General features: G+C 67.3%; 21 protein-coding genes and 1 tRNA gene. 16 read left to right on the top strand and 6 right to left on the bottom strand.

Annotated elements, in window-relative coordinates:
* Positions 1-62: 62 nt before the first annotated feature.
* Positions 63-704: an SDR family NAD(P)-dependent oxidoreductase gene (locus ACYVG2_RS10200; RefSeq protein ID WP_460780862.1), complete on the bottom strand. Its 642-nt coding sequence runs from the start codon at positions 702-704 to the stop codon at positions 63-65.
* A gap of 141 nt (positions 705-845) precedes the next feature.
* A complete protein-coding gene (locus tag ACYVG2_RS10195; protein WP_460780861.1) occupies positions 846-2,261 on the bottom strand; it encodes a DUF6421 family protein in 1,416 nt (471 codons plus the stop codon).
* A gap of 70 nt (positions 2,262-2,331) precedes the next feature.
* Between ACYVG2_RS10195 and ACYVG2_RS10190 the strand changes: the two genes are divergently transcribed.
* Positions 2,332-2,787 (top strand): Lrp/AsnC family transcriptional regulator, encoded by a 456-nt coding sequence (locus ACYVG2_RS10190; protein WP_448964620.1) that lies wholly within the window; start codon positions 2,332-2,334, stop codon positions 2,785-2,787.
* A gap of 40 nt (positions 2,788-2,827) precedes the next feature.
* On the opposite strand, the gene ACYVG2_RS10185 is transcribed toward ACYVG2_RS10190, so the two are convergent.
* Complete coding sequence (locus ACYVG2_RS10185; RefSeq protein ID WP_460780860.1) at positions 2,828-3,862, bottom strand: ArsR/SmtB family transcription factor; 1,035 nt, start codon at positions 3,860-3,862, stop codon at positions 2,828-2,830.
* 45 nt (positions 3,863-3,907) lie between these two features.
* On the opposite strand from ACYVG2_RS10185, the gene ACYVG2_RS10180 reads away from it, so the two are divergent.
* Genes ACYVG2_RS10180 through ACYVG2_RS10170 form a run of 3 tightly spaced genes read left to right on the top strand, consistent with a single transcriptional unit; the run spans position 3,908 to position 5,570 of the window.
* Positions 3,908-4,264, top strand: coding sequence for a cupin domain-containing protein (locus ACYVG2_RS10180; protein ID WP_460780859.1), 357 nt, complete (start codon positions 3,908-3,910; stop codon positions 4,262-4,264).
* 15 nt (positions 4,265-4,279) lie between these two features.
* Positions 4,280-4,570, top strand: a complete 291-nt coding sequence (locus ACYVG2_RS10175; protein WP_448964617.1) for a DUF4287 domain-containing protein — start codon at positions 4,280-4,282, stop codon at positions 4,568-4,570.
* A gap of 31 nt (positions 4,571-4,601) precedes the next feature.
* Positions 4,602-5,570 (top strand): 1,4-dihydroxy-2-naphthoate polyprenyltransferase, encoded by a 969-nt coding sequence (locus tag ACYVG2_RS10170; protein WP_448964616.1) that lies wholly within the window; start codon positions 4,602-4,604, stop codon positions 5,568-5,570.
* Between the two features lie 4 nt (positions 5,571-5,574).
* Here the strand turns inward: ACYVG2_RS10170 and ACYVG2_RS10165 are convergent, their stop codons facing one another.
* Positions 5,575-5,910 (bottom strand): DUF4229 domain-containing protein, encoded by a 336-nt coding sequence (locus tag ACYVG2_RS10165; protein WP_460780858.1) that lies wholly within the window; start codon positions 5,908-5,910, stop codon positions 5,575-5,577.
* A 109-nt stretch (positions 5,911-6,019) separates the two neighbouring features.
* On the opposite strand from ACYVG2_RS10165, the gene ACYVG2_RS10160 reads away from it, so the two are divergent.
* The 6 genes from ACYVG2_RS10160 to ACYVG2_RS10135 all read left to right on the top strand — a co-directional run bounded on the left by ACYVG2_RS10160 (position 6,020) and on the right by ACYVG2_RS10135 (position 13,707).
* A tRNA-Met gene (locus tag ACYVG2_RS10160) sits at positions 6,020-6,092 on the top strand.
* Between the two features lie 59 nt (positions 6,093-6,151).
* Positions 6,152-7,369 carry an ROK family transcriptional regulator gene (locus ACYVG2_RS10155; RefSeq protein ID WP_460780856.1) on the top strand — a complete coding sequence of 406 codons (1,218 nt, stop codon included), beginning with the start codon at positions 6,152-6,154 and terminating at the stop codon, positions 7,367-7,369.
* Positions 7,370-7,470: 101 nt separating this feature from the next.
* Positions 7,471-8,820 carry an extracellular solute-binding protein gene (locus tag ACYVG2_RS10150; protein ID WP_460780855.1) on the top strand — a complete coding sequence of 450 codons (1,350 nt, stop codon included), beginning with the start codon at positions 7,471-7,473 and terminating at the stop codon, positions 8,818-8,820.
* Between the two features lie 7 nt (positions 8,821-8,827).
* Entirely contained in the window at positions 8,828-9,730 is a 903-nt protein-coding gene (locus tag ACYVG2_RS10145; protein ID WP_448964612.1) for a carbohydrate ABC transporter permease, read from the top strand.
* A 1-nt stretch (position 9,731) separates the two neighbouring features.
* Positions 9,732-10,625 (top strand): carbohydrate ABC transporter permease, encoded by an 894-nt coding sequence (locus ACYVG2_RS10140; RefSeq protein ID WP_448964611.1) that lies wholly within the window; start codon positions 9,732-9,734, stop codon positions 10,623-10,625.
* A gap of 31 nt (positions 10,626-10,656) precedes the next feature.
* The gene (locus ACYVG2_RS10135; RefSeq protein ID WP_460780854.1) at positions 10,657-13,707 is read left to right on the top strand and encodes an alpha-mannosidase; all 3,051 of its coding nucleotides are present in this window, start codon (positions 10,657-10,659) and stop codon (positions 13,705-13,707) included.
* Between the two features lie 6 nt (positions 13,708-13,713).
* On the opposite strand, the gene ACYVG2_RS10130 is transcribed toward ACYVG2_RS10135, so the two are convergent.
* Positions 13,714-14,886, bottom strand: coding sequence for an MFS transporter (locus tag ACYVG2_RS10130; protein ID WP_460780853.1), 1,173 nt, complete (start codon positions 14,884-14,886; stop codon positions 13,714-13,716).
* On the bottom strand, positions 14,883-15,224 hold the full coding sequence (locus ACYVG2_RS10125; RefSeq protein WP_448964608.1) for an ArsR/SmtB family transcription factor: 342 nt from the start codon (positions 15,222-15,224) through the stop codon (positions 14,883-14,885). The genes ACYVG2_RS10130 and ACYVG2_RS10125 overlap by 4 nt, the downstream gene beginning before the upstream one ends.
* Positions 15,225-15,307: 83 nt before the next feature.
* Here ACYVG2_RS10125 and ACYVG2_RS10120 point away from each other — a divergent pair, with 83 nt between their 5' ends.
* The 6 genes from ACYVG2_RS10120 to ACYVG2_RS10095 all read left to right on the top strand — a co-directional run bounded on the left by ACYVG2_RS10120 (position 15,308) and on the right by ACYVG2_RS10095 (position 20,900).
* Positions 15,308-16,600: an NAD(P)-binding domain-containing protein gene (locus tag ACYVG2_RS10120; RefSeq protein WP_460780852.1), complete on the top strand. Its 1,293-nt coding sequence runs from the start codon at positions 15,308-15,310 to the stop codon at positions 16,598-16,600.
* A gap of 56 nt (positions 16,601-16,656) precedes the next feature.
* Positions 16,657-17,751: an ACR3 family arsenite efflux transporter gene (gene arsB, locus ACYVG2_RS10115; protein WP_460780851.1), complete on the top strand. Its 1,095-nt coding sequence runs from the start codon at positions 16,657-16,659 to the stop codon at positions 17,749-17,751.
* Positions 17,748-18,749 (top strand): metalloregulator ArsR/SmtB family transcription factor, encoded by a 1,002-nt coding sequence (locus tag ACYVG2_RS10110; RefSeq protein WP_460780850.1) that lies wholly within the window; start codon positions 17,748-17,750, stop codon positions 18,747-18,749. Before arsB ends, ACYVG2_RS10110 begins: the two co-directional genes overlap by 4 nt.
* A complete protein-coding gene (locus tag ACYVG2_RS10105) occupies positions 18,746-19,168 on the top strand; it encodes an arsenate reductase ArsC (RefSeq protein ID WP_460780849.1) in 423 nt (140 codons plus the stop codon). The genes ACYVG2_RS10110 and ACYVG2_RS10105 overlap by 4 nt, the downstream gene beginning before the upstream one ends.
* Before the next feature lie 71 nt (positions 19,169-19,239).
* Entirely contained in the window at positions 19,240-19,863 is a 624-nt protein-coding gene (locus ACYVG2_RS10100) for a histidine phosphatase family protein (RefSeq protein ID WP_460780848.1), read from the top strand.
* A 293-nt stretch (positions 19,864-20,156) separates the two neighbouring features.
* Complete coding sequence (locus ACYVG2_RS10095) at positions 20,157-20,900, top strand: hypothetical protein (protein WP_460780846.1); 744 nt, start codon at positions 20,157-20,159, stop codon at positions 20,898-20,900.
* The last annotated feature ends 6 nt before the right edge of the window (positions 20,901-20,906 follow it).

Here is a 20,906-nt window from a genome sequence, read left to right as displayed (position 1 = left end):
TGACAGGCGCTACATCGATCGGTGCCGCGCGTGCTACGAACTGCAGCGCGTAGCGTCCGCATTCAATCGAGTTCGATCACCCGATCGTTGAGCGCCGCGGCATCCGCATCCCACAGCCCGACGACGGCGCGCGCGAGCGCCACTGGTTCCAATGCCTTGGCACGGAAGACGACGGATGCTGCACTCAGTGGCTCTCCGGCATCTCGCGCTGCTTTCGCGAACCCGTGCGACACGGCGCGCGCCCACGCCTCCGCCGCCGCCTTCACCGCAGCGTAGTTCGCCCCGCCAGCGAGCGGGCGCGCGACGGCGGTGGACGACACGATCGCGAAGCGCCCGGCATCCGACGCCTGCAGTGCCTGATCGAAGGCGCGGCTCGTCGCCCGCACCGCCTGCAGCGCGGGCAGAAGTGCGTCGAAATCCTCGTCCGTCTGTCCTGCGAGTCCACCGCCGCCACGCCACCCTCCGACGAGGGACACGACACCATCGACCTGGCGCAGATCCGCGGCCAGGGTCGTCATGTCTGCGAGTGAGGTCGCATCCGCCATCACGACCTCGGCTCCGGCATCCGCCAGTGCCGCCAGTCGGTCGGCCGAGCGCCCGGTCGCGATCACCCGTGCTCCGGCAGCGACCAGCGCACGCGTGACGGCGAGCCCTGAAGCACTCGTCGCCCCCGCGAGCACGACGACGCGTCCGTTCACTGTCATGGTTACTCTTCCCTCACACCAGGTCTGAGTTCGGCGTCCCCACGCACGCGCAACAATTTCGGAGAACTGCACGTGCTTCGGACGAATCGGCCCGATTCCTCCGAAGAAGCTGCAGTTCTCCGAAGAACGTGCACGCCGTGGCTACGCATCCGACGCCCTGATCCCCGCCGTCGACTCGATCACCGGACGCATCTTCTTCTCCAGCGCCTCGAAGAACATCGACAGGGGGAACTCGTCGTCCAGCACCTGGTCGGTGTACCCCTTGGGCGCTCCGGAGAGCACCTCGTCGGACAGCCCGCGCGCCCACACGGATGCCGGATGCGGCGTCAGCACCGAGCGCACCAGGTCGTATGCGGCGAGCCAGTGCGCCGACTTCGGTCGATCGATCGAACGCCAGTACAGCTCGTTCACCGCGTCGCTGAGCGCGATCACGGCATCCGGCACCTCTGCCCAGTCGAACGCGAGCTGCGTGTCGGTCCAGTGCAGCACCCCGCGCTGGTGCAGCCACGCGAACAGCAACTGCCCGCCGAGACCGTCGTAGTTGCGCACGCGCGAGCCCGTGATCGCGAAGCGGAAGATCCGGTCGAAGATCACCGCGTACTGCACGAGCCCGGCGTGCTCCAGCGTCTCCCGTTCGGTCGCGGTCAGATCGTCGCGCACGGCGAGCCGCTTCTCGATCGCGACGGACTCGCGGAAAGCCGTCAGATCGCAGCGCAGCTCTTCCAGCGAGTACAGGAAGTACGGCATCCGCTGCTTGATCATGAACGGGTCGAAGGGCAGATCGCCGCGCATGTGCGTGCGGTCGTGGATGATGTCCCACATCACGAACGTCTTCTCCGTGAGATCGTGGTCATCCAGCATCCGCGCCGCCGGCTCCGGAAGGTCCAGCTTGGTGATCTCGGCTGCCGCGCGCACCACCCGCCGATAGCGGGCGGCCTCGCGGTCCTGGAAGATGGCGCCCCAGGTGAACGTGGGGATCTCACGCATCGCGACGGTCTCAGGGAAGAGCACCGCGGAGTTCGTGTCGTACCCCGGTGTGAAATCGACCAGCCGCAGCGAGACGAACAGCTTGTTTCCGTAGTCGCCGGCCTCGAGCTCGGCGATGAACCCGGGCCAGATCGCCTCGACGATCAGCGCCTCGACGAGCCTGTCGGGCGAGCCGTTCTGCGTGTACATCGGGAAGACCACGAGGTGGCGGATGCCGTCGACGCGATGCTGCTGCGGCTGGAAGGCGACCAGCGAATCGAGGAAGTCCGGCACGCCGAATCCCTCGGATGCCCAGCGCTCGAAGTCGAGGACGGATGCTGCGAGGTACTCCGCGTCGTGCGGGAACGCCGGCGCGAGGGCCCGGATCCCGGCGACGATCGCCGCCACGTGCGCGCGGGCGTCTGCATGGTGGTCGGCGACGGGGATCGAACCGTCCTTGATCTGCAGTTCGCGCAGCGCGAGCGCGGCGCTCTTCACGCTCAGCCAGGCATCGCTCGTCTCCGCGCGAGTGGCGTCCTCGACGACCTCGGGCTCGCCGATGATGGCAGTGGTGTGAAGAGGAGTGGACATCGGGACCTCCGATCGATGGCTCAGCGGAAAATATCCGGCGAAATAGTGAGTATGCCGATATTATTCCACTATGGAGGATGCTGTCGACCGTCAGATCATCACGGAGATCTCGCGCGATGCCCGCGCGACTCTCGCCCAGCTCTCAGAGGCCGTCGGGCTCTCGAGCTCGGCGGTGCAATCGCGGCTGCGCCGGCTGGAATCCCGCGGCGTGATCAGCGGCTACCGTCCGATCCTCGACGCCGAGGCGCTGGGCAGACCGCTGTCGGCGTTCATCGAGATCACGCCGCTCGATCCGGGCCAGCCCGACAATGCCCCTGAGCTGCTCGAGCCGTTCACCGAGATCGAGGCGTGCCACTCGATAGCGGGAGACGCCAGCTACATGCTGTTCGTCCGGGTGGCATCGCCCCGCGCGCTCGAGCAGCTCGTGAACGAGGTGCGCCTGGCGGCGAACGTGCGCACCCACACCACCGTCGTGCTGCAGACGTATTACGAGAATCGCCCGATCGCGGTCGACGGCGGTCCCTGAACCCGCCGATCCTGAGCCGTCGAACGGCTCATAGTCCGGCTCATAGTCCCGCCCCGACCATCGCCTCCCCGAGCGGAGTGCGCAGATGCATCATCCGTGCGCCGTCGCGCTCGCTGGCGATCAGTCCGGCGGCACGCAGGACCGTCAGATGGTGGGACGCCGTGGAGACGGCTATGCCGGCATCCCGCGCGACCTGCGACGTCGTGCGTGCGTCGCGGGCCGCGAGCAGGATCTCTGCGCGAGCGGGTCCGAGCAGTGCACCGAGCGCGTCAGCGGTCTCGGTCGCGCTGCGCGCCCAGCCCGCCGTGACTCCGCGCGCCGGGTAGAACAGGGTCGGCTGCGCGGGCGGTTCTGTGAGCACCATGCATCCCGATGACGACATGACCGAGGGCACGAGCACGAGTCCGCTGCCCCGGCAGTCCACATGCTCGCTGTGCCTGCGCAGTCTCACTCGCACGGCTCCCTCGCCCCAGCTGACATCGGGATGCAGGCCGTCGGCCATCGCGGAGATGCCGGATGCGGCGATGGTGCGCGACCGGACGGCGATGTCGGCGCGCAGCAGTCGTTCGAGCTGCGGCCACACCGGTGCCATCACGGCATCCCAGACGTCCCGCCATGCCTCGGTGATCATCGCTCGCGCGCGCGCCGGTCGCTTCTGCATCTCCCGCAGGGCGCGCTGGCGGGATCCGGTCGATCGACGCACCATCTTCTCGAAGTCGACGCGCATCGGATCGAGGGGTGCCGACCGCAACGCGTCGAGCTCGGCCTCGGGGGTCATGTCCCAGCGCGGTGCGGCGGTGAGGAAGTCCGGCAGATATCCGTCGCGGCCGATGACTGCCGCGAGCAGTGCGAAGCTCTCGCGGGGGAGTCGATCTCGCACCTCGCGCAGCCAACCCCATTGCAACGGATGCTGCTCCGGCCGCAGCAGCACGCGCACGGCATGCGCGAGTTCGTGACCGGGCGATACGCCGAAGCGCACGGACTGGATGTCGCCAGGGCTGAGTTCGAACTCGACTCGATGCGCGGGAGACTCGACGCCCTCGATCGGACGATCGAGCGAGATGTTTCGATCCACATCGAAACTCTAGGGCGACGCCGTCGTGCTGTCGAGACTGGACGCATGAACACCGCATCAGTCGCACAAGGACTCGTCGCCGCGGGCGACATCCGCATCGGTACCGGTCGCTCGCGCCGGTTCGAGGGTGCGGAACACGGAGCAGACGTCTCATACTTCTATGTGGAGAATCAGCCCGGCGAGGGCCCCGGCCTGCACTGGCATCCCTACTCCGAGACCTGGGTCGTGCTGGAGGGCCTCGCGCGCATCACCGTCGGCGACAAGAGCTTCGTCGCCCGTGCAGGTGACACGGCCACAGGTCCTGCGCGCGTGCCGCACTGCTTCACCAACATCGGCGAGGGCGCACTCCGCATCCTCGGCATCCACTCATCGCCCACCATCATCCAGACGTTCCTCGACTGACCAGGAGAACACGACATGTCATTTCAGGCCTACCTCGACGCCGTCGAGACCAAGACCGGGCTCACTCCCCGCCAGCTCGTCGACATCGCACGAGAGAAGGGCTTCGACGCGTCCACCAAGGCGACGCCCATCCTCGAATGGCTGAAAGCCGATTACGACCTCGGCCGCGGTCACGGCATGGCGCTCGTGCATGTGATCACGAAGGGCCCGCAGATCAGCGCCAAGCACGTCGGAAGCGGTGGCACTCACGCGGATGCCGTGGACACCCTGTGGCTGGACGGCAAGGACAGCAACCCCAACCAGTAGGCGCATCGGCGCGCCGACTAAGATCTCGAGAGTGGCAGCATCCTCGAAGCGCAAGAGATCGGCACCGAGGCGGAAGCCGGTGCGCACCAGTGGCAACCCGGCCCGCCGGCCCATCGTCGAAGCTCCGCCGATCACGGCCCGCGACTGGATCGGAGCTGCGCGACTGCGCACCCTGCCGCTCGCCGTCGCTCCAGTAGTGATCGGTACCGGCGCTGCACAGCTCGCCGACCGTGAACTGCACTGGGTCATAGCCCTCGCGTGCCTCGCCGTCGCAGTGCTTATCCAGATCGGCGTCAACTTCACGAACGACTACAGCGACGGCATCCGCGGCACCGACGACCACCGCGTCGGGCCTGCGCGACTCACCGCCTCGGGTCGTGTGCGTCCGCGCACCGTACTGATCATCGGCCTGGCGTTCTTCGCGCTTGCGGCCCTCGTGGGCCTCGCGATCGTCATCCGCACCGGTCAGTGGTGGATGCTGGCGGTCGGCGCTGTGTGCCTCGTCGCGGCCTGGTTCTACACCGGCGGCAAGCGCCCGTACGGATACTTCGGCCTCGGCGAGGTCTTCGTGTTCGTGTTCTTCGGGCTCGTGGCGACGCTCGGCACCACATGGGTGCAGGCGTTCCAGCTGCCGCAGGAGGCATGGCTCGGAGCCGTCGCCGCTGGGCTCTTCGCATGCGCGGTGCTGCTGGCCAACAACCTGCGCGACATCGACCAGGATCGTGCGGTCGGAAAGCGCACGCTCACCGTGCTCATCGGCCGCCGTGCGACGAAGATCGTCTACACGCTGTTCATGGTCGTGCCGTTCCTGATCGCCGCGTTCATCGCGCTGCTGTACCCGATCGCGTGGCTGTCGCTGATGGCCCTGCTCGCCGGCATCCCCGCGATCATCATCGTGTGGACGTATCGGCAGTCGCGCGAGCTCGTCGTCGCGCTCGGGCTCACATCGCTCACCGCGCTCGCATACGCCGGTGCGCTCTACTGGGCGTTCGTGGGCTGAGCGGTCACTCGTTCTTCGCGGCGTTGCTCGATGCAGTGCCGGATGAGTCGCCCGCAGCGTCGTCGAGCGCAGCATCCTCGGCGTCGGCATCCTGCGCGGCGGAGCTCTGCCTGCCGGGCGTCGAGCGGGCTTCGCGACGCTGGTAGATCTCGGATGACGCCCCTGAGAGAGGCTTGCGGAGGAACAGGATCGAGATGCTCATGCCGATCAACGCGGCGAAGATCGCCGTGAGCCACCAGAGCTCGCGCATGATCGGGAAGAAGAGCCACATCACCGCGAGCGGCACGAGGAACGCCAGTAGCCGCAGCACGGAGTAGACGAGGAGGGGTGGCAACTTCATCCCTCCAGTCTAGATCGCACCGAAATGCGCCGACATCCGGTGACTCATACGGTTATCTCAGGTTGGGACCCTGGTCAGAAAAGTCACGGCCGGGTAACGTCGATGACATCGCGGCGATCCGGGTGGTCCCGGGCTCCAGTTCATACCTGAGGGCGTTGCGGGTTCGACTCCCGCCGTCGCGTCTGATTCCGCGCGTGACGGTAGTGTCTGCGAGAGCGACAGTGCGCGCTCGGGAGGAACCATGAGACGCGGATCCAACATGCCCGCCGTCGGGACGTACAACCAGACCCTCGTGCTCGACATGATCCGTCGGTCGCCGTCCGGCGTGAGCAGGATCGAGCTCGCGGAGCTCACCGGCCTGTCGGCGCAGACACTCAGCAACGTCGCCCGCAGGCTCACCGACGCAGAGCTGATCGTCGAAGGCGAGCGGGTCGTCGCCGGCCCCGGCAAACCGCGGACCCTGCTCCGGTTGAACAGCAGCGCACGGTTCGCCGTCGGCATCCATCTCGACCCGTCGATGGACACGTACGTCGTGCTCGATCTCTCGGGGACGGTCGTCGCGCACATGGAGGTTCCGCCAGAGGACACGGACTCGACTCCGGACCTGATCGCCGCCCTCGCTTCGAACACGGATGCGCTCCTGAGATCAGCCGACGTGCCGCCTGAGCGGGTTCTCGGCATAGGCACCGCAGTGCCCGGCCCGATCGACGATGCGACGGGGATGCTGCTGACGCCGCCCTTGCTCCCGAACTGGCACCACACCCGGGTGCGCGATCTCCTGATCGAGGCGACGGGGCTGCCGGTCGTCGTGGAGAAGGACGTGGTCGCTGCCATGGTCGGCGAACTCTGGGCGGATGCGGACCACGCGCTCACGGATGCCGCGCTGGTGTACTACGGAGCGGGCATCGGCCTCGGAGTGGCCATCGACGGCGACGCCGTGCGAGGCCGGACGGGCAATGCGGGTGACATCGCGCATCTCGTCGTCGACCCGGACGGTCCCCTCTGCCACTGCGGCCGGCACGGCTGCCTCGGGGTCACCGTGGCCCCGGAGCGACTCCTCCTCGAAGCAGGGATGACCACCTCGCTCGATGTCCCCTGGGGAGCGAGGCGCGAAGCCATCGACGATCTCCGCTCCCGCGCACAGGGCGGGGATTCCCGCGCGCTCGCGGTCTGCGCCCATGCGGCCGAGGTGCTGGCGCGAGCGATCGTGTTGATGAACAACGTGCTCGATGCCGGCACCTTCGTGATCGGCGGCCCTGTGTGGAGCCGGCTCGGCGAACAGCTGGAACCGGTGCTGCGCGCTGTTCTGCCCACGATCCCGCAGATCACGACGACGCGTCCCCTTCGCCTCGTCGAGGCGCGATTGGGCACGGATCTGGCCGCAGCGGGAGCGGCCTGCCTCGTGCTGGATGGTGCGTTCACCGCCCGTGCATCGGGTCTGATGATCAGCGCGCGCTGACACCGGGCTGCGCACGCATGATGAGGCTTGACAGAATATATAAATATGTTTGAATAATGCAGGCGCGATGTTGCGTTCCAAGAGTGAGCAAAGGAGCTCCGATGAAGAAATCACTGACCGGACTGAGCATCCTCGCCGTCGGCGGCCTGACCATCGCCCTGGGCGGCTGCTCGGGCGGCGCGTCGAGCGGCGACGACACCCTGCGCATCGCGTACCAGAAGACCTCGTCCTTCACAGCGATGGACGACCTCATGAAGACGGTCAAGGCCGAGTACGAGAAGGAGTATCCCGACCGCAAGGTGGAGCTCGTGCCGATCGAAGCCGAGCAGGATCAGTACTTCACCAAACTCGCACTCATGAACGGCTCGCCCGACACCGCACCCGACGTCATCTACGAGGACACGTTCCAGATCCGCTCCGATGCCGCGGCCGGTTACCTCCTTCCGATCGACGACTACCTGACCGAGTGGGACGGCTGGAGTCTGTACGACGACGGCGCCAAGCAGGCCGGTGTGGGCGATGACGGCAAGACGTACGGGGTCTCTCTCGGCACCGACACCCGCGGCATCTACTTCAACAAGGATCTCTTCGAGTCCGCCGATCTCCCCACCGACTGGAAGCCCACATCCTGGGAGGACATCCTCGACGCGGCTCGCGCGATCAAGGAGAGCAATCCGGATGTCACACCGCTGAACATCTATGCATCGAAGACCCTCGGGGAGGCCACGTCGATGCAGGGGTTCGAGATGCTGATGTACGGCACCGGCGACGAACTCATGGACTCATCGTCGAACAAGTGGGTGACCGGATCGGCCGGATTCCTCGACGCCCTCGGCTTCTACCAGACCGCCTTCGACGAGGGGCTGGCTCCTGATCCCGCGGAGGCACTCGATCCCGGATGGGGATCCAAGGTCCAGAACGAGCTCATCCCGCAGGGCGAGCTGGCGATCGCGATCGACGGCTCATGGCTTCCGAGCGGATGGATCGCAGGCGACAACGCATGGCCGGAGTGGGAGGACACCATGGGGCTCGCCGCCATGCCGACCCAGGACGGCGGTGGCGACGGCTTCACCTCCATGTCAGGTGGATGGACGCTCGCCGTGGGAGCCAATGCCGACGACCCGCAGGCGGCATTCGACTTCATCGCCCAGGCGATGACGCCCGAGAACGCGCTCACCTACCACCAGGAGGCAGGACAGATCGCCGTGCGCTCCGACGTGGCCTCGAGCCAGGAGTACCTCGACTACAACCCTTCTTTCGAGTTCTTCTCGTCGCTTGTCGAGTACACGCACTTCCGGCCGGCCACGCCCGACTACTCGCAGATCTCATCGAACATCCCGGTGGCGACCGAGTCGGTCATCACGGGGCAGTCCTCACCGGAGGACGCGCAACGCGCGTACGACGAGGCGCTCATCGGGATCGTCGGCGAAGAGAACACGCAGGCGGGCTGATCGTCTCATGACCGCCGTCGCCGCTGCGCGGCCCGGGCGCAGCCCGAGCCGCGCGCTCTTCCGCCTTCTGCCGCTCGTCCCTGCGGTGCTGCTGCTGGCCGCCTTCATGCTCGGTCCGATCGTGTACTCGCTGTACGGATCGCTCACCGATCGGGCGCTCACCGGACCGCGTGCGGCGAACCCGCAGTTCGTCGGACTCGACAACTACATCGAGCTGCTGGGCTCCGCCGAGTTCTGGAACTCCGTCGTCCTCACTGTCGTCTTCGTCCTGGCGTCAGCGGTCATCGGACAGAACGTGCTCGGAATGCTCCTGGCCGTGCTCATGCGCAACTCGGCGCGGCCCGTGCGATCCTTCGTCAGCGGGATCGTCGTCCTGGCCTGGGTGCTCCCCGAGATCGTGGCGGCTTTCGCGCTCTACGCCTTCTTCGCGAAGGACGGCACGCTCAACTCAGTGCTCGGCTGGTTCGGCATGGAGCAGACCGCGTGGCTCTACTACCTTCCGATGCTGTCGGTCATCGTCGCGAACATCTGGCGCGGCACGGCCTTCTCGATGCTCGTGTACAACGCGGCGCTCGCCGAGGTGCCGCCCGACCTCATCGAGGCGGCGACGATCGACGGGGCGTCGGCCTGGCAGCGGTTCATCCAGGTGACGCTGCCCGTGATCCGACGATCGATCTCCACGAACCTGCTGCTGACGACCCTCCAGACCCTCGGGGTGTTCACGCTCATCTGGGTGATGACCGGCGGTGGGCCCGGCACGGCATCCGCGACGCTGCCCGTGCTCGCGTACCAGGAGGCCTTCAAATTCGCCCAGGTGGGCTACGGCACGGCGATCGCCACCGTGACTCTCCTGATCGGTGCGGTCTTCTCCATCATCTACATTCGTGTGCTCAAGCCGGAGGTCGACTGAGATGGCCGTTCAGACCATGACCGAGACGCGCACGCTCGTCGCCCCCGGGCGGAAGTCGCTGAGTGTGGCGGCCCCGCGCAGACGAGCCCACACGGTGACGGCATCCATCATCCTGAGCATCATCGGCGTGCTCTTCCTCGTTCCGCTCCTGTGGGTCGTGTTCGCGTCGTTCGATGCGAATGCCACGGTCTCGATGCGGGTGCCCGAGTCGTGGACGCTCGACAACTACACGGGTGTCATGACGTGGGAGCTCACCTGGCTGCCGCTGCTCAACTCGGTGCTGATATCCCTCGGGACCGCCGTCATCACCGTGCTGGTCTCGCTGTTGGCGGCCTACCCGCTGTCGCGGTACGCGGCCAGGTACCAGAAGCCGTTCATGTACGCGATCCTCTTCGGCACCGGTCTGCCGATCACGGCCATGATGGTTCCGGTGTACTCCCTGTTCGTGTCGTTCGGCCTGCTCGATTCCACGTGGGGCGTCATCGTGTTCATGTCGGCGACGTCGCTGCCGATGGCGATCTGGATGCTGAAGAACTTCATGGACTCCGTGCCGATCTCGCTCGAAGAGGCAGCCTGGGTCGACGGCGCGAGCTCGATGCAGGCGCTGGCGCGCATCGTGGTGCCGCTCATGCGGCCGGGCATCGGCGTGGTGTTCATCTTCGTCTTCACCGGCGCGTGGGGGAACTTCTTCGTCCCGTTCGTGCTCCTGTTCACGTCCGACCGCTTTCCCGCCGCCGTGTCCATCTTCAACTTCTTCGGACAGTACGGCTCGATCGCCTACGGCCAGCTCGCGGCGTACTCGGTGCTCTACGCGGCACCGATGGTCGTCCTGTACGTCATCGTCCAGAAGCTCTCCGGCTCGTCATTCGCGCTCGCCGGTTCTGTCAAGGGCTGACCCCGACCCCTCACCTCCTTAAGGAGCCTCCATGCACGACCGTTCCCGACTCGCCCTCCTCCGCGTCGATCGCTTCATCCGCGAGCGCCTGCGCACTCGCATCCACCGTGCATCCGCGCCGATCGCAACCGCACGCTGGGACGCCGCCGGCGAGCCGGTGCCGTTCGCGGAGGCTGCGGCCAGCGAGTACACGCCGATCGCTCCCGGCGACCTGTGGGGGCGCCCGTGGGGGACGACGTGGTTCCGCCTGCAGGGCGTCGTCCCCGCGTCGTGGCGGGATGCCGAGGGCTCTCTGCCGTCGCGCACGCGCGCCGAGCTCGTGGTCGATCTCGGTTTCACCGAGGGACAGCCGGGATTCCAGTGCGAGGCGATGGTGTGGGATGCGGCCGGCAGACCCGTTCGAGGGATCGCCCCGCTCAACAACGCCGTCGCCGAGGCGGTGGACCACGACGGCCACGTGGACGTCTACATCGAGGCGGCGTCCAATCCGGACGTCGGAAGCCTCTTCTCGTTCGACCCGACACCCGTCGGCGATCTCGCGACGGCGGGCGGCGACCCGATCTACACGCTGCGCCATATCGACGTGCGCCTCCGCGACCTCGAGGTCGCGGATCTGCTGGCCGACACGCTCGCACTGCGCGGCCTCGCCGAGGAGCTCGACGAGGGATCTCCGCGGCGTGCCGAGATACTCGTCGCCCTGGAGCGGATGATCGACGTCGTCGACCCCGATGACGTCGCCGGGACCGCGCGCGCAGGGCGCGACGTCCTCGCTCCCGTGCTCGCGAAGCCGGCCTCCGCGTCCGCCCACGCCCTGCACGCGGTCGGGCACGCGCACATCGATTCCGCATGGCTGTGGCCCGTGCGCGAGACGGTCCGCAAGGTGGCGCGGACCTTCTCGAACGTCCTGTCCCTCATGGATGAGGACCCTGAGTTCGTCTTCGTCGCCTCCAGCGCGCAGCAGTACGCGTGGGTCAAGGAGTACTACCCCGACCTGTTCGAGCGCATCCGTGCGCGTGTGGCGGAGGGCAGGTTCATACCGGTCGGGAGCATGTGGGTCGAATCCGACACGAACATGCCGGGGTCGGAGGCGATGGCCAGGCAGTTCGTCGCCGGCAAGTCGTTCTTCCTCCGTGAATTCGGGATCGACACCCCCGAAGCATGGCTTCCGGACTCGTTCGGCTATTCGGGAGCACTGCCGCAGATCGCCAGGGCGGCCGGCACGCGCTGGTTCCTGACGCAGAAGATCTCCTGGAACGAGACGAACAAGTTCCCGCACCACACGTTCCAATGGGAGGGGATCGACGGCACTCGACTGTTCACGCACTTCCCGCCCGTCGACACCTACAACTCCCGTGTCACAGCGGACGAGCTCGCCCACGCGGAGCGCAACTTCGCCGACAAGGGCCGCGCCACGGTCTCGCTCCTTCCGTACGGCTACGGCGACGGCGGCGGCGGGCCGACGCGCGAGATGACGGCAGCGGTCGCGCGCACCGCATCGCTCGAAGGGTCGCCTCGCGTCGTGCACAGCACGCCACGGCAGTTCTTCGAGACCGCTGAGGCCGAGTACCCCCACCCCGAGGTGTGGTCGGGAGAGCTGTACCTCGAGTTCCACCGCGGCACGTACACGAGCCAGCTCGCCACCAAACGGGGCAATCGGCGCAGCGAGCACCTGCTGCGCGAGGCGGAGCTCTGGGCCGCGACGGCGAGCGTCCGGCTCGGCATCCCCTATCCCGCCGAGCGCCTCCAGCGGGTCTGGGAGACCGTCCTGCTGCAGCAGTTCCACGACATCCTCCCCGGATCATCGATCGCATGGGTCTATCAGGACGCCGAACGCAACTACGCCTTCGTGGCGCGCGAGCTCGAGGAGATCATCTCCGACAGCCTGCGGGCGCTCGCAGGCGACGGCGCGATGGCACTCGTCGCGAACGCGTCCCCGCACGCCAGGGAGGGCGTCGCAGCGCTCGGCGCCGGCGCCGACGGTGACGCCGAGGAGGTCGCTCCTCGCCGCGAGGGCACCGCGGGATGGGTGCTCGACAACGGCATCGTCCGTGCGACTGTGGACGACCGCGGCCTGGTCGTCTCTGCTGTCGACATCGCCACGGGCCGGGACCTCGTGATGCCCGGCCGCCCCGCGGGCCTTCTGCAACTGCACCGGGACACCCCGACGCAGTGGGATGCCTGGGACGTGGACGTGCACTATCGCAACACCGTCACCGATCTGACCGAAGCGGTCTCGATCGACGTCGACGGGACGGCCCTCGTCGTCGAGCGCCGGTTCGGGGCGTCCGCAGTCATCGAGCGCATCAGCCTGCGCGAGGGCTCGCGGGTGCTGTCGTTCGCCCTCGAACTGGACTGGCACGAGAAGCAGAAGATGCTCAAGTTCGCCTTCCCCCTCGACCTGCACACCGATCGCGCCGCGTCGGAGATCCAGTTCGGGCACATCGAACGCGCGACGCACACGAACACGTCCTGGGATGCCGCACGGTTCGAGACAGTCGCACACCGATGGATCCGGGTCTCAGAGCCGGACTTCGGCGCCGCGATCGTGAACGACTCGACGTATGGTCACGACATCACCCGCGAACGGCGCGATGAGCGCGGCGGCACCATCACGATCGCACGGCTGTCGCTCATCCGCTCGGCCCTGTTCCCCGATCCCACGCAGGACCAGGGGCGTCACGAGCTGCGGGTCGGACTGGTGATCGGCGCGGATGTCGCCGAGACGATCGCCGAGGGGTATCACATCAACCTCCCCCCCCGCCGTCTCCAGAACACCGCGGTCGATGCGATCGAGCCGCTCGTGAGCGTCGATCATCCCGGCGTGGTCGTCGAATCGGTCAAGTTCGCCGAGGACGGCACCGGCGACGTCGTGGTGCGCGCATATGAAGCTCTGGGGACCAGGGCGAAGGCGATGCTCACCACCGGATTCCCGTTCACCGCGGCGCGTCAGACCGACCTGCTCGAACGCGAGGTCGCCGACGACGGAGTCTCGTTCGACGGCGACGGCGACGGCGACGGCGACGGCGTGCGGCTCGAGCTGCGCCCGTTCCAGATCGTCACGGTGCGCTTCGCCCGCGGATGAGCGCGGTCAGGAGAAGCGGGCGAACGCGAGCGAGAGGGCGGCCAGCCCCACGGCGATGAGGGCCATCGCCGAATAGGAGCCGGTCGCGACGGCGAGAAGCGGACCGAGCGCGGGGCCGAGGGCGCCGACAAGTGTGATGGGGGCGGCGAACACGCCGTTGATGGCCCCGTAGTTCCGCGTGCCCCACCGGTCTGCCACAGCCGAGCCTTGCACGAGCGTCTGCGCACCGCGGACGGCGCCGGCGGCGATGCCGATCGAGATGAGCAGCCACGGCGGTCCGGGGACGAGCGCCAGGAGGGCGAGGAACGCCGCGCTGAGACCGGCAGTGGCGGCGAGCGGGATCCAGGGCGCTGCGGTGTGCGGGATGGCGACGTAGAGCAGCCGTCCGATCACCTGACCCGCCCCGAGAAGGCCGAGAGCCCATGCGGCGAGCTCGTAGCTCATGCCCTTCTCGGTGAACAGCGGGATCAGCGCCAGCGTCACGCTGAACAGGGCCGCTGAGAGGGCGAGCATGGATGCCTCCAGCATCCAGAATCGTCGCGTGCGGATGACCGAGCTCACGGAGTGCGTGTTCTCATCGCCGTCGTGGACGACCGGATTCCACCTGCGCTCGAGGCTGAACCAGTGCAGCGGCACCGTGGTGATCAGCAACGCTGCGGCGAGGATCAGGAACGTCGTGCGCCAGTCGGTGATCGTCAGAAGCCCGGCGACGACGGGCGCGAAGATCGTGGATGCGAGCCCGCCGGCCAGGGTCAGAATCGTCATCGCGCCGCGTCGGCGATCCCCGTACCGGCGCGCGATCACGGTGAAGGCCGCCTGGTAGAGCACCGCCGACTGGGCGATGCCGGCGATCACCCATCCACCGGTGAACACCGCGAGATCCGGCGCGAGTGCGACGACGGTGACCCCGATCGGGCCGACGACGCTGCCGATGGTCATGATGAGGCGGGGACCGTACACGTCGAGCCACCGCCCGACGAAGACGCCCGCGACGGCCGAGGCGATGAGTCCGGAGGAGAACGAGAGGGTGACGAGGGCGACCGGCCAGCCCGTGTCCTGCGCGATCGCCGGCGAGGCGACGATGAGCGCGTAGAACAGGATGCCCCAGCTGATGACCTGCCCGACGGAGAGCGCGGTCAGTCGGCCACCCAGACGGGAGGGCGACTGCACAGCGGTCATGCCGGGCGGAGCGCGGCGGCGGCGGCATCCAGCGCGCCGTCGTTGAGGGCGAAGTACGCCCACTTGCCCCGCTGCTCCCGTGTGACCAGCCCCGCATCCGTGAGCAGCTTCATATGGTGTGAGACCGTGCCCTGGGAGAGTCCGACCGGCTCTGTGAGGTCGCAGATGCATGCCTCGCCGCCGTCGCCGGCTGCGATGAGCGAGAGCAGTCTGACGCGGGTGGGATCGCCGAGGGCCTTGAACACACGCGACACCCGCTCCGCGTCCTCGGTCGTCAATGACGACGTTACGCGGGGCACGCAGCAGGTGCTCGCGTCGATGGTGGTCGGAAGGCTCACACCCGTATTCTTGCACGTATTGACATTCATCGATAGATGAGTGACAGTCTTCATATCGAAGAACTTCAATCTGAGGAGTTGTGATGTCAGAGCATCCCGTCGTCGTCATCGGAGCGGGCCCGCAGGGCCTTGCCGCAGCGGCGCACCTCGTCGACCGCGGTGTCGAGGTCATCGTCATCGAGAGCGGCGACGGGCCGGCGGCCGCGGTGACCGAGTGGGGTCACGTGCGTCTGTTCTCCGCGTGGCCGGAGTTGACGGATGCGGCGGCCCGACGCCTTCTCGAGCCCACCGGATGGTCCGCTCCCGTCTCGGGGTACCCGACCGGAGACGAATGGGTGCGCGACTATCTCGCTCCTCTCGCAGAGATCCTCGGGGAGCGCGTGCGATACGCCGCGACGGTGACGGGCATCGCTCGCCAGGGGCGGGACAAGGTCGTCGACGGCGGGCGCAGGGATCAGCCGTTCGTCGTGCACGTGATCGATCGGGACGGCAACGAGACCCGGCTGATCGCCAGGTCGGTGATCGATGCGAGCGGCACCTGGGCTCTGCCCAACCCGGCGGGCGCAGACGGGTTCCCCGCTCCGGGTGAGGCGCAGGCGTCGGTGTCGTACCGGATTCCGGATGACGTCTCCGCACTCGCCGGATCGCACGTCGTGGTCGTCGGTGCAGGGCATTCGGCAACCCATGCGGTCCTGCGGTTGAGCGAACTGGCACGGCGATCGCCCGGTACGAGGGTGACGTGGATGCTGCGCCGGGGGAGCGCTGCGAACGTCTTCGGCGGCGGACTCGGCGACGAGCTCCCAGAGCGCGCGGCGCTCGGATCGCGAGCCCGCGATGCGATCGATGACGGTCTTGTCGACCTCATGACAGGCTTCCGGGTGGCTGAGTTCCGGCGCGACGACGGCGTGCTCACGGTCGTGGCCGAAGACGGACGCGAGGTCTCCGGCGTCGCGCACGTGTTCGCGTTGACCGGGTTCCGTCCTGACGTGCAACTGCTGCGTGAACTGCGCATCGACCTCGATCCGACCCTCGACGCCGTCGCAGGGATCGCCTCCGAGATCGATCCGAACATCCACTCGTGCGGTTCGGTGGGGGCGACCGGGGTCAGGGAGCTCGTGCAGCCGGAGCCGGACTTCTTCATCGTCGGGGCGAAGTCCTACGGACGCGCCCCGACCTTCCTCGCACTGACGGGGTATGAGCAGGTCCGCAGCGTCACTGCCCACCTCGCGGGCGACCACGAGGCTGCCGCACGCAACGAACTCGTCCTGCCGGACACCGGAGTCTGCGGCGGGTCCGGCGACTTCGGTGACGACGCGGGAAGCTGTTGCGCCGCACCCGCCGTCCTGCAGATCGGCTTGCGTCCGGTTGCGTCTTGATTCGATGGATGTCAATATAGACACATGTCGAATCAACTGCCCGTAACGGCCCGCGTGTGAGCGCGCCGACCGTTCTCGCACCCGCCGCGACGCGTCGCCTGTCCACGCTGGACCGGTGGCTGCCGCTGTGGATCGGGCTCGCGATGCTCGTCGGCATCCTGCTCGGGCGTTTCGTCCCCGGCGTGTCGACGCTTCTCGCCCGGCTCGAGGTCGGCGGGATCTCGATCCCGATCGCGCTCGGCCTGCTGGTGATGATGTATCCGGTCCTCGCCAAGGTCCGCTACGACAAGATCGCAGCCGTCGCGGGTGACAAGAAGCTGCTCGTCTCGTCCCTCGTGCTGAACTGGCTGATCGGCCCGGCGCTGATGTTCGCCCTGGCCTGGATGTTCTTGCCCGACCTGCCGGAGTACCGGACGGGCCTCATCATCGTCGGCCTCGCCCGATGCATCGCGATGGTCGTCATCTGGAACGATCTCGCCTGCGGTGACAGGGAAGCCGCGGCCGTGCTCGTCGCGATCAACTCGGTTTTCCAGGTCGTGGCGTTCTCGCTTCTCGGCTGGTTCTACCTCACCGTCCTCCCCGGATGGCTGGGGCTGGACACGCAGGGGCTGGACTTCTCGGTAGGGGCGATCGCCCTGAACGTGCTCATCTTCCTCGGCATCCCGTTGCTGGCCGGGTTCGCGTCCCGCTTCGTGGGGGAGCGTCGCAAGGGCCGCGGCTGGTACGAGGAGAAGTTCCTGCCGAAGGTCGGTCCGTGGGCACTCTACGGACTGCTGTTCACCATCGTGCTGCTGTTCGCCCTGCAGGGGGAGCAGGTCACCTCCCGCCCGCTCGACGTGGCGCGGATCGCTCTGCCGCTGCTGGTCTACTTCGCGGTGATGTGGTTCGTGGGGCTGCTGACTGGCAAGGCCCTCGGCCTCGGCTATGCACGTTCATCGACGCTGGCTTTCACCGCGGCCGGCAACAACTTCGAACTCGCGATCGCGGTCGCCATCGGCACGTTCGGTGCCACGTCCGGCCAGGCGCTCGCAGGCGTCGTCGGCCCGCTGATCGAAGTGCCCGTGCTCGTCGGTCTCGTCTACGTCTCGCTCTGGGCGGCCAGACGCTGGTTCCACACCGATCCGTACACCGATGTGAGGACACCATCATGAGCGTCGCCGTGACCGCTGACGAGAACTGCAGCCCCGTGAGCACGCACGCGATCGGTCAGGATGCCGCGTCCTCGGTCGCCGCGACGTTGAAGGCGCTGTCCGACCCCCTACGGCTGCGCATGCTGTCCGCGATCGCTTCCGACCCCCGCGGCGAGTCCTGCGTCTGCGACCTCGCCGAGCTCGCCGAGGTGTCGCAGCCGACCGTGTCGCATCACCTCAAGGTCCTCAAGGACGTCGATGTGCTGACATCTGAGCGCCGCGGCACCTGGGTCTGGTACCGGATCAATCCGAGCCGGCGCCGCGCTGTCACGACCCTGCTGGACTCGTTCGCGCCGGCCACCGTCGAAGTCTCTGACGCGGATGGGGCATCCGAGTCGTCCCTGAGACCGGACTTCGACGCCCGTGTGACCCGCCTCGCTCAGGAATTGTCGGCCGAGGTTCCGGAGGTGGGCGAAGCGGTCGTCCTCACCGTCGTTCGGGAGTCGTACACCGCCCTGGCCCGCACAGCCCGGGTGACGTCAGCCCTGATCCCGCTCGCAGAGCGTTTCGCCAGGCAGCGACTGAGCGATCTCACCCGCGACCGCGACACGGCAGTCCCGCAGGTGCTGTTCGTCTGCGTCGCCAACGCCGGCCGCTCGCAGCTCGCCGCCGCACTCGTCAATCAGCTCGCCGGTGGCAGGGTCGTCGCGCGCTCGGCCGGATCCAGCCCCGCCGACGTCATCCACCCGCACGTGCGCTCGCTGCTCGCCGAGATCGAGGGCGGCGCGGCTGCCGAGCGATTCCCGAAGCCGCTGACCGACGACGCCGTCAGGGCCGCCGATGTCGTCATCACGATGGGCTGCGGGGATGTGTGCCCGATCATCCCCGGCGTCCGCTACGACGATTGGGCTGTCGGCGACCCGGCCCTCGCCTCGCGCGAAGGCGTCGAAGCCATCCGCGACGACATCACCGCCCGCGTGCGAGTTCTTGTCCACGACCTACTCAAGGAGACGTCATGACCGACACTGCTTCAAAGCCCTCCGTCCTCTTCGTCTGTGTTCACAACGCCGGCCGTTCCCAGATGGCGGCCGGATTCCTCCGCGACATCGCCGGCGACCGCATCGAGGTGCGCTCCGCCGGATCCATGCCGGCCGATCAGATCAACCCCATCGCGGTCGATGCCATGGCCGAGCTCGGTATCGACATCACCGCCGAGCAGCCCAAGGTGCTCACCACCGAAGCGGTGCAGGCCTCTGATGTCGTCATCACGATGGGCTGCGGCGACGCCTGCCCGTTCTTCCCGGGCAAGCGCTACGAGGACTGGAAGCTCGATGACCCGGCAGGCCAGGGCATCGACTCGGTGCGCCCGATCCGCGACGAGATCAGGGCGCGCATCGAGACCCTCGTGGGCGAACTGGTCCCTTCCGGTCGGAACTGACAGCAGACAGGGCGTGAGGCCCGGAGTGAGGGGCGCAAACTGATGCGCAGTGGCGTGCTTTAATCGCGGACGTGAAAGAACTCTTCGTCGTGACTCATCCCGAAGCAACCCATCACGTGGAACATCGCGTCGGAGGATGGTTCGACTCGGAACTGACAGAGCGCGGAGTCGAACAGGCTCAACGAATCGCGTCGGCCCTTGCAACGAGCGTGCAGCCGGACGCAGCGCTCTATAGCTCCGACCTTCGCCGGACCGCCCAAACGGCGGCTGCTATCGGGGAGCAACTAGATCTTCAGCCGATATGGCTGGCCGAGCTACGCGAGAAGTCTTACGGCGCCGGCGAGGGCGAGCCCGATGCCTGGTTCCGTGAGAGATTCGTGCCGCCACCTCTGGACGGCGAACGAATGGACCATGACGAAGGACTCGAAGGCGCCGAAACGAAACGTCAATGGGCGCGTCGCGTTTACGCAGGCATGGAGATGATCCTGTCCGACTCCCCGCGACAGAAGCTCATCGTCACCCACGGAGGATCCGCGACCCTAGTCATCGCTCGCTGGATCGGCATGCCGCTCGATGCTCTGACCCACGCGAGTTTCAAGGTGGACTCCGGCAGCATCACCCGACTGGTTGAAGACGACTACTTCCACAATCGCACGGTCGCTCGCCTGAACGACACCGTCCACCTCAGGTCATGAGTCACGTGTGTCCCGCAGAGCACGGTTAGATCTGGCGACCGTTTTCGAGCACTCTCGTCCGAGAGCTACGCATCTCAGCCGTGAACGATCGTTCTTGGCGCGTCTTGTCGCTCAGGAATTCGAGCGTTGGACGGATCGGTCACCGTTGTGGGGCCACCAGCACCAACCGGGGCACGGACCAGACGACATTGCCCCATGACAGTTTCCGTACCGTTCTTCTTGCCCCTGTACGATGTGCGCCGCATGCAGTACGCCGTCATCCCGCGGCGGACATGCGGAATGAGGGAGTGAAGATGGCGAAGATCACCAAGGCCGTGAAGTCGGCGAACGCTGCATTGGATGCCGCGGCTGAGGCCGCGAAGGACGCCAAGCGGCTGAGCAAGACGCTCCCGAAGAAGGACGCGAAGAAGCTCCGCGCCCTCGCAGACGACGCCAAGGACGTCTCGAAGGCGAAGAAGAAGAAGGTCGAACGCAGCCCGCGCAAGGTCGAGAAGAAGGCGGTCGCCGCGATCGATCGCATCGAGAAGACCGCCGACAAGATCGAGAGCAAGCTGGCAGCGAAGGCCGAGGCCGCCAAGAAGCTGCAAGCCGAGGCTGCGAAGAAGGCGGCGAAGGCAAAGAAGGCCGAAAAGGCCGAGACGGCCGAGACGGTCATGAAGCCCGTTTCCAAGCCTGCCGCTGCGAAGCCTGCGACCAAGCCTGCCGCGACCAAGCCTGCTGCGTCAAAGCCCGCTGCGGCAAAGCCTGCCGCTTCGAAGCCCGCTGCGACCAAGCCTGCCGCTTCGAAGCCCGCTGCGACCAAGCCTGCCGCGGCGAAGCCTGCGACCAAGCCGGCCGCGACAAAGCCCGCTGCTGCAACCAAGCCCGCCGCCAAGCCTGCTGCGGCGCGCACCGCGGCACCGAAGGCCACTGCACCCGCAGCATCCGATCTGTCGACTCTCACCGTCGTGCAGCTGCGCGCACGCGCCGCCGCCGAGGGCCGCACCGGATTCTCCCGGCTCAACAAGGCGCAGCTGATCACCCTTCTGTCGGCTTGAACCCGC

The organism is Microbacterium shaanxiense (assembly GCF_054779995.1).
Note: the sequence above shows the minus strand (reverse complement) of the source record. Positions and strands in the feature narration are given on the sequence as shown.